The sequence below is a fragment of the Rhodoplanes roseus genome, from assembly GCF_003258865.1.
Classification (GTDB): domain Bacteria; phylum Pseudomonadota; class Alphaproteobacteria; order Rhizobiales; family Xanthobacteraceae; genus Rhodoplanes; species Rhodoplanes roseus.
In genome coordinates, this window is record NZ_NPEX01000247.1 from 1 (window position 1) to 8,693 (window position 8,693).

An 8,693-nucleotide genomic window follows, 5' to 3' on the forward strand; every position below is an offset into this window, starting at 1 on the left:
GGAGCTGCCGCGACGCCGGGGCCGCATCCTTCGAGGCTCGCTGCGCTCGCACCTCAGGATGACGGCTCCGGGTCGGTGTCATCGGAACCAGGCCTGCCGCCTGCTGTGCCTCGTCCGGGGCACGAGCACCGAGGGTGATGCTGCGCCCCGCGGGCCATTTGTCGTCGCGCAAAAGAAAAAGGCGGCGCCCGGGGGCGCCGCCTTCGTCGTGGTCCTGTTCTTCTTCGACGCCTGTTATTCGAACCGTCCGGCCGCGTGGGCCAGCATCGTGTAGACCTTGCCGGTCTCCGAGGTCAGGTAGGTGCGGGCGACGACCTGGCCGCGGTCGTTGCGCGAGACCTCCTCGAGCAGCCGCTCGAACTCGCCGATGTAGCGATCGACGGTCTGCTTGAACTCCCGGTCGGCCCGGTAGCGCTTGCGGATCTCGTCGAAGGTCTTCTGGCCCTGGATGGTGTAGAGCCGCCGCGTGAACACGTTGCGTTCGCCGCGGTTGTAGCGGTCCCACAGCTCGGCCGCCGCGTCGTGATCGATCATGCGGGCGATGTCGACCGAGAGCGCGTCGAGCGACTCGATCGTGTAGCGCGCATTGCGATCCTCGCCTCGGCCCTCGCCTCGGCCCTCCTGGCGCAGGTCCTGCCGCGGGGCGGGACCGTTGCCGCGATCCTCGCCGCCGCGGGGCAGGGTCTGCGGCGCGCCCTGGTCGTCGTCCTCGCGCGAGGCGCGGGTGAGCAGGTCGGAGAGCCAGCCGCCGCGGCCGCCATTGCCGGGCGCGGTGGGCGGAGCGGCGTTCTGCGGCTCCGGATTGCGCTCGACGACGCGGCGGGCCGACTGCTGCGGCGGGGCCGGGGGCGGACCCATCGGCACCTCGGCGCGCGGGGCGGGCGGCGCCTCGCGCACCACGGCGCGGGGCGGTGCCACGTCACGACCGCCGGCGGCGACCGCCAGCACGGGCTCCTCGCGATAGGCCCGGCGGGCCGGCTCGGCCGTCGTCGTGGTGTCGATGGTGCGGCCGTGGCGGGCGACGATGCGGTTGAGCTCGGCCAGCGCCTCGATCTGGTCGACGATGACGCGCCGCATCTGCGCCGCGCTCTCGGCCGTCTCCTGCGGCAGCTCGAGGATGCCGCGGCGCAGCTCCTGCCGGGTGCCCTCCAGCTCGCGCTGCATCTCCGAGGTCATGTGCTTCATGCCCTGCAGCACCTCGGTGAAGCGTTCGGTCGCGCCCTGGAGCATCGACTCGGCCTCGTTCGCGGTCTGCCGGAACAGCGCATGCGCCTCGTTGGAGGCCTGCTCGTAGACGCCGCGCAGGCTGTCGGCGGTGCGCTGGCGCTCCTCCTCGGCGGTGGAGCGGACGCGCTCGTGGTTCTCGGCGATGGCGCGCGCGCCCTGCGAGCTCGCTTCCGCGACGATGCGGGCGATGTCGCGGGCCCGGCCCTCGGCGGCCCCGAGCGACTCCTCGAGCAGATCCGAGAAGCGCTTGAGCCGGAGGTCGAGATCCTCGGTGCGGCTGTCGAGCGTGGTGACGATGGTCTCGAGCTCGCTGCGGCGTTCGCCCAGCACCTCTTCGCTGCGCCGGTTGGAGCCCTCGATCAGGTCGACCATCTCGGTCAGCGAGCGGCCGTGGCTGTCGAACTGGGTGACGATGTCGCCCAGCTCGGTCATCACCTTGCCGCTGATGTCCTGGAACGAGCCGATGTGCTCGTGCACCCGGTCGGTGGTCTGGTTGGTGCGGGCGAGCAGCTCGTTCATCGTGGTGACGAACTCGGTCACCCGCGACGACAGACCCTGCTCGATGGCGCCGAGATTGTCCTGGGCGCCGCCGAGAACCTCCTGGATCAGGCTGTTCGCGTCGCGCAGGCGCTCGAACAGCGCGGTGGTGTCGGACCGCAGCATGCCGTGCGTCTCGAGGATCTCCGAGACGGTGGCGACCGCGGTCTGCTTCGACTGCTCGATCGCCTCCTCGGAGACCTTCTGCAGCTCGCCGATGCGGGCCATCACGGCGCCGGTCGAGTGCTCGACGGCGACGCGGGTCGCCTGCTGCAGCTCCTGGGCCCGCTGCGACAGGGCGGTGCCGGACTGGCCGACCAGCCGCGTGGTGGTCTCCTGCAGCTCCTCGATGCGGGCCGTCACGGCCTCGGTCGACTCCTCGACGGCGGCGCGGGTCGCCTCCTGCAGCTCCTGCGTCTTCTGCGCCAGGACGTTGCCCGACTGGCCGACCAGCCGGGTGGTGGTGTCCTGCAGCTCCTGGGTCTTCTGGGCCAGCAGGGCCGTGGACTGGCCGACCGCGATCTTGGTCGCCTCCTGCAGCTCCTGGGACTTCTGGGCGAGCAGGGCGGTCGATTGGCCGACCACGGCCTTGGTCGCGTCCTGCAGCTCCTGCGCCTTCTGGGTCAGCACCGCGGTGGATTGCGCCACCGTCGCCTTGGTCTGCTCCTGCAGCTCCTGCAGCTTCTGGGTCAGGCCGGCGGACGACTGGGCGACCGTCGTCTTGGTGATCTCCTGCCAATCCTGCATGCGCTTGGTCAGCGCCGCGGCCGAGTCGGTGACCGCGCCGCGCGACGTGTCCTGCAGGTCCTTCAGGGTCTTGTTGACCGTGTCGGTGGCCTTGACGCTGGCCTCGGTGATGACCCGCGCGAGCTCGTTGGAGTTGTCCATCATGGTCTGGGTGAAGGCGAAGGCCTTCGCCTCGATGGACTTCACGGCGTGGTCGGTGACCCGGCCCATGCCGGCCGTGAACTCGTTGCCCTTCGCCGTCATGGCCGACAGGAGGCCGCTGCTCTTCTCGTCGAGCACGCGGTTGAGCTCGCCGGAGCGGTTCTCGATGGCGCCGGCGATCTCCTCGGCCTTGCCGACGAAGGTCGCGGCGACGTCGGTGCCGAGCCCGACCAGCGACTGCTGGACCTCGGCGGCGTTGCGCTTGAGCGTGTCGGCGAGGGTCGTCGTCACCGTGGTGAGCGTGCGCTCCACCTCGGCGGCGTCGGCCCGCAGCGTCCCGCTGACCTCGGTCGACAGGCCGGTGAGGGCGTGCTCGACCTCGGCCGTGTCCTGGCGCAGCCGGCTGCTGATGCCGGTCGACAGGGCCGTGAGGGTGCGCTCGAACTCGCTCGCGTCCTCGCGCAGCGTGCCGCTGACGCCTTCGGTGACGGTCGCGAGCGCGCGTTCCACTTCGGCGGCGTCCTGACGCAGCGTGCTGCTCAGGCCGGCCGAGAGCGAACGGAGCAGGCGCTCCATCTCGGCGGCGTCCTGCTTGAGGGTGCCGCTGACCGCCGACGAGGTGGTGCTGAGCAGCCGCTCGAGGTCGACCGCGTCCTGCTTCAGGCTGCCGGCGACGCCGGACGACACCGTGGTCAGCAGCTCCTGGATCTCGCCGACGACGGCGCGGAGCTGGTCGGTGGACACGCCGGAGGCGCGCAGGATGCTGGACTCGGCGTCGGCCGCGCTGCTGCGCAGCGCCCCGCTGGTCGAGGTGGTGAGCCGCTCGAGCGCGAGCTCGGCCTCGATGGTGTTGGACTTCACCGCCTCGGCGAGCTGCTCGATGCGGCCGGCCAGGGCCTCGGTGGTCTCGCGGCTGCGGGCCTCGACCTCGCGGGTCGCGGCCTCGAGCCGGGTGGCGAGGATCTCGGTCGCCGCGTTGCTGCGGTTCTCGACGTCGCGCGATGCCGTCTCGAAGCGGGTCGCGAGCAGCTCCGTCGCCGTGGTGCTGCGGTCCTCGATCGCCCGGGCGGCGCGCTCGGCGCGCTCGACCAGGAGGGCGGCGGCCGTCTCGGTGCGGGACTCGACCGCCTGGGCGACGGCGGCGGCGCGCTCGGCCAGGAGGGCCGAGACGGTGCCGCTGCGGGTCTCCATGTCGGTGCCGAACGAGTCCATCCGCTCGCTCAGGAACGAGGCGGCCGTGTTGCTGCGCACCTCGATGTCGCGGGCGAAGCCCTCGAAGCGGTCGAACAGGAACGTCGCGGTGCTGCCGCTGCGGGCCTCGATCTCGCCGGCGAGCCGGTCGACCCGGCTGGCGAAGGCCTCGGCGGCCGTGCCGGCGGACTGCTCGATGCCGCTGGCCACCACGGTGGTGCGCTCGACGAGCTGGTCGGCGGCGGCGCGGGTGCGCAGCTCGATCTCGGTCGTCACGCTGTCGGCGCGGCCGAGCAGGTGATCGGCCGCAGCGCGGCTGCGCAGCTCGACGTCGGCCGCGGCCGTGCCGATCCGGCCGACCAGCAGGTCGGCGGCCGACAGGGTGCGGGTCTCGATGTCGCTCGCCACCGTCTCGGTGCGGCCGAGCAGCAGGTCGGCGACCGCCTGGGTGCGGCTCTCGATCTCCGCCGTGGCGGTGCCGAGCTTGTCGACCAGGAGGTCGGCGACCGCCTGGGTGCGGCCTTCGACGTCGGTCGTGGCGCCACCGATGCGGTCGACCAGGAGGTCGGCGACGGCCTGGGTGCGGCCTTCGATGTCGGCCGTGGCGCCGCCGATGCGGTCGACCAGGAGGTCGGCGACCGCCTGGGTGCGACCTTCGATGTCGGTCGTGGCGGTGCCGAGCTTGCCGACCAGGAGGTCGGCGACGGCCTGGGTGCGACCTTCGATCTCGGCCGTGGCGCTGCCGAGCTTGCCGACCAGCAGGTCGGCGACCGCCTGGGTGCGGCCCTCGATGTCGGCCGTGGCGCTGCCCAGGCGGCCCACCAGGCTCTCGACGGCGGTCTGGCTGCGGCCTTCGACGTCGGCCGTCAGGGTCTCGACGCGGCCCAGCAGGGCGTCGGCCGCGGTGCGGGTGCGCATCTCGATCTCGTGCGTCACCGCCTGGGTGCGGTCGAGCAGGGCGTCGGCGACCGCCTTGCTGCGGTTCTCCACCTCGCCCGTCAGGGTCTCGGCCCGCTCCAGCAGCAGCTCGGCCGCGGCCTTGCTGCGCGCCTCGACCGTGGAGGTCAGGCTCTCGGCGCGGCCGAGCAGCAGCTCGGCGGCGGCCTGGCTGCGGGTCTCGATCTCGCCCGTGAGGGCGGCCGCGCGGTCGAGCAGGAGCTGCTCGAGGCGGGCGATGCGGCTGTCCAGCGCCGCCGTCACCTCGTTCGAGCGGGTCGCGAGCGTCCCGTCGATCTCGCTCATCTTGCCGCCGACCGTGTCGATGAACTGCTGGCCGCCGGTGCTGATCAGGCCCGTGATGGCCTCGACGCGGCGGTCGAGCGCGGCGACCACCTCCTTGCTGCTGTCGCCCACCGACTTGCTGATGTCGGCGACCCGGGTCGTCAGGGTCTCGCCGATGGTCAGGGTGCGCTGGTCGAGGGCGTCCTGGAACCGCACCAGGCGGTTCTCCAGCATGTCGGCGACCTCGGTCGACTTGGTGGTGACGCGGGTGTCGAAGCCGTCGAGATAGACCCGCAGGGTGTCGTTGACCTCCTGGGTGCGGTGGCCGATGCGCTCGACCAGGTCGCCGCCATAGGTCTTCACGGTACGATCGAACTCGGCGAGGTGCCGGGTGATCAGGCTGGCCAGCGTGGCGCTGTCGCGGCCGATCCGGTCGGCCAGCTCGCTGCCGCCGGTGGTGAACATCTCCTCGAACGCCTGCAGGCGCTCGGACAGCATGTCGCGGACCTGGTCGCCGCGCGAGCCGAGCTGCTCGGCGAGCTCGCCGGAGCCGGTGGTGAGGATCTCCTCGAAGGAGCGCAGCCGCCCGGCGAGCAGCTCGCGCACCTCGTCGCCGCGGCTGCCGACCGTGTCGGCCAGCGCCTGGGCGCTCTCGGTGATGGTGCGCGTGAAGGTCTCGCCGCGGTCGTTGAGCGCGGTCGTGATGGTGCTGCCGGTCTCCTCCAGCCGCGCGACGATGTCGCCGCCGCGATCGTTGAGCGCCTCGGTGATGCCCGAGCCGGTCTCCTCCAGCTTGGAGACGATGTCGCCGCCGCGCAGGCTGAGGTCGAGGACGATCGAGTCGCCGGTCGCCTTGAGGGTGTTGTTCACCTCGTCGACCCGGGTCGCGATGGTCTCGGCGATCTGGCTCGACGTGTCGACCAGGGTGCCGGAGATCGCGTCGGTGTGCTCGATCACCATGGTGGTGATGTCGCGCGAGCGGGTCTCCATCAGCTCGACCAGCGAGATGGTCTTCTGGGCGAAGTCGTCGGCGACGCGGTCGAGGCGGCCGCCCAGCATCTCCTGCATGTTGTCGGCGATCTCGACGATCGAGTCGTTGAGGTGGCCGGTCTTGATGTTGAGGCTGTCGGCGAGGCGGTCGCTGACCGCCTCGATGGCGCGGGTCGCCTCGTCGCTGGTGCGCTCCAGGCGCTCCAGCAGGTCGCCGCCGCGCTCGGAGAGCGCCGCGATCATCGAGTCGCCGGCGGTGCCGAGCGCCAGGGTGATGTGCTCGCCCTTGTCGGCGAGCGCCCGGGTGATCCGCTGCGCCACCTCGCTGACGCGCTCGCCCACCACCTCGGAGACCGTGAAGATGTCGTGCGACAGGTCGAGATGGACGCCCGAGATGGCGTTGCGCACCTGCTCGGCCTCGCCGACCAGGGTCTCGCGCTGCTGGGCGATGCCGTCCAGCAGGTTGCGGATGCGCACCTCGTTGTCGTTGTAGGCGCGCTCCAGCGCCGCCACCTCGTTGTTGACCAGGGTCTCGAGCTCGACCGCGCGGGCGATCGCCCGCTCGACGCCGTCGCCCATGGCGGCGACCTCGCGGCGGATCGCCTGGCCGACATTGACGACGCTGTCGTAGGCGACGCTCTCCGGCTCGGCGAACCGCATGGCGGCGCGCGCCATCGCCTGGGCGACGATGCGCAGCTCCTGCGAGCGCGACACCATGTTGGCGAGGACGAAGAAGAACACGACCGGGGCGGCGACGCCGGAGGCGATGCCGAACAGCAGCGGCACCGCGACGGCGCCCTGGCTCATCAGAACGCCGATCTCGGCCGAGTAGCCCAGCACCAGGCCGAGCGCCGAGATCGCCCAGGCGACGCTGAACAGCGCGGCGACCATGTAGGGCGTGCGGGCGGGGCGGCGCTGCAGCGACTGGAGGACCTGGCCGATGGTCTCGCGGTCGTCGTTGGCCGGCACGGTCAGCGGATCGTCGCGCCGCTGCCGGTCGGGATCGGGAAAGCCGGGAGGGGGCTCCAGCGCCATCGGCGGCGACCGGTCGCGCCGCTCCTCTGCCGGGATCGCAGGACTGTCCGAAGCCGAGGTCGGGGCCGGCGAGACGGCGCCCACATTGAGTGCCTCCTGGATCGCCGACAGAGCGACCTCGGTCGGATCCTTGGCCTTTTTCGGATAGTTCGCCATGTCGCTCGTCGCCTCGCAAGCTACGCTGAACAGGACTGAGGCCCTGTGGATAACGGTGACCGGCGGCGCAACCCCACGCTGTCTCGGCCACGATCCGCAGGCGGGAATGACAATGCCGCTGGGATTCCCCCCTGTGGTCAGGCTATCCTAGAGGTCCGGATGTCCCGAGGAAACCAAGTTTGGTAACCTCTTTTTAATCATCGTTAACGGTGCGCCCATGCCCGCTGTGCCACTCCGGACGGACGACCGCTTGCCTCTGGCCCCCGATCATCATGAGGGCGACAATGCGGCGGCTCTGCGGCCGACCGAGCCGCAGCGCCGCTACCTGGAACGCGGCCTGAGCGAGCCCGGCGGCAAGCTCCCGCTGTTCGACGCCGAGGGCCGCGCGGTGCCGCGCAAGACCGTCGAGGCCTGCGTCTCGCACGGCTGGGCCCGGCCGTGGTTCGACAACCCGCTCAAGCCCGACTGGCTGGTGTGCCGCCTGACCGAGGCCGGCTACCGCGCCCTCGGCAAGGAGCCGCCGAAGGCCTGACGGCGGGGGCGGTCCCCGCCGGCGAAGAGCCGCGGGGCAAATCGTCCGTCCGAAGCCTCGCCTCCGCCGTGCTCCGCGCAGGCGAGGCCTTTGCAGAACTGGTCATTCCGGGGCGCGGGCGTAGCCCGCGAGCCCGGAATCCATAGCCACGGTGCCGGTGGCTCACGACAGGCAGGGCGTATGGATCCCGGGCTCGGCGCTGACGCGCCGCCCCGGGACGACGCAGAGATGAGGCAAAAGCCCTCGCCGGCGCGGACGACGACGATCGAGAGCACGGCTCCCGGGCAAAACCCCGGATCCCCCGTTTTCAGGCCGCCCGCTTCGCGATTGATTATCCTTAAAGCTCAGATTGTTGCGCCGGCGCCACGGAGCCGCGAAAGCGGCGTTTCGTTTACCGGCGGGTGACGGACTGGCGTCCACAGTGCGGCCAGAAAAAAAGACCGGGGCGTCACATGCACAGCCATTTCCTGCTGGAGCCACCAGCCGAGCCGCTGCCCGTGTTCGCGGACACGGATCCGATCGATCGTGTCCACCTGTTCCGGATGACGCTCGGCGACCGTCGCCTGCAGGCCGAGGTCCTCGACCTGTTCGACCAGCAGATCGCCATCCTGGTCGCCCGCATGGACACGGCGCCGCCGGCCGCCATGGCGACGCTCGCCCACACGCTCAAGGGCTCCGCCCGCGGGGTCGGCGCCTGGGGCGTGGTGCGGGCCGCCGAGGCCATCGAGGCCGCCGTCGCGGCCGGAACGGACCTCGCCGACCCGCTGGCCATGATGGCGCGGGCCGGCGCCGCCGTGCACGGCGCGATCGCATCGATGCGGCAGAGTGAAGCGGGGCAGGGGGGTGGCTTGTAACCGCCGCGCCGCCTCCCATTTCTAGTAGGAAGCTGGACGAGCCCCCCCTCCCCCCCTCACAT

4 protein-coding genes are annotated in these 8,693 nt (G+C 71.6%); 3 read left to right on the forward strand and 1 reads right to left on the reverse strand.

Going from position 1 to position 8,693, the window contains the following annotated elements; genetic code table 11:
- A partial coding sequence (locus CH341_RS35375) for a hypothetical protein (RefSeq protein ID WP_210208596.1) occupies positions 1 to 274 on the forward strand: 274 nt, incomplete at its 5' end.
- On the opposite strand, the gene CH341_RS24540 is transcribed toward CH341_RS35375, so the two are convergent.
- Complete coding sequence (locus CH341_RS24540) at positions 235 to 7,245, reverse strand: apolipoprotein A-IV repeat region-like domain-containing protein (RefSeq protein WP_111421610.1); 7,011 nt, start codon at positions 7,243 to 7,245, stop codon at positions 235 to 237. The two genes, CH341_RS35375 and CH341_RS24540, sit on opposite strands and share 40 nt — an antisense overlap.
- Before the next feature lie 250 nt (positions 7,246 to 7,495).
- Here CH341_RS24540 and CH341_RS24545 point away from each other — a divergent pair, with 250 nt between their 5' ends.
- Together CH341_RS24545 and CH341_RS24550 are read left to right on the forward strand one after the other, a co-directional pair.
- Entirely contained in the window at positions 7,496 to 7,777 is a 282-nt protein-coding gene (locus tag CH341_RS24545) for a hypothetical protein (RefSeq protein ID WP_210208597.1), read from the forward strand.
- Between the two features lie 452 nt (positions 7,778 to 8,229).
- Positions 8,230 to 8,631, forward strand: a complete 402-nt coding sequence (locus CH341_RS24550; protein ID WP_111421611.1) for an Hpt domain-containing protein — start codon at positions 8,230 to 8,232, stop codon at positions 8,629 to 8,631.
- Positions 8,632 to 8,693: the final 62 nt, after the last annotated feature.

Bases quoted from the DNA above. Each gene is read 5' to 3' on its own strand.
- CH341_RS24550 (WP_111421611.1), top strand. From the start codon at position 8,230: ATGCACAGCCATTTCCTGCTGGAGCCACCAGCCGAGCCGCTGCCCGTG.
- CH341_RS24540 (WP_111421610.1), bottom strand. From the start codon at position 7,245: ATGGCGAACTATCCGAAAAAGGCCAAGGATCCGACCGAGGTCGCTCTG.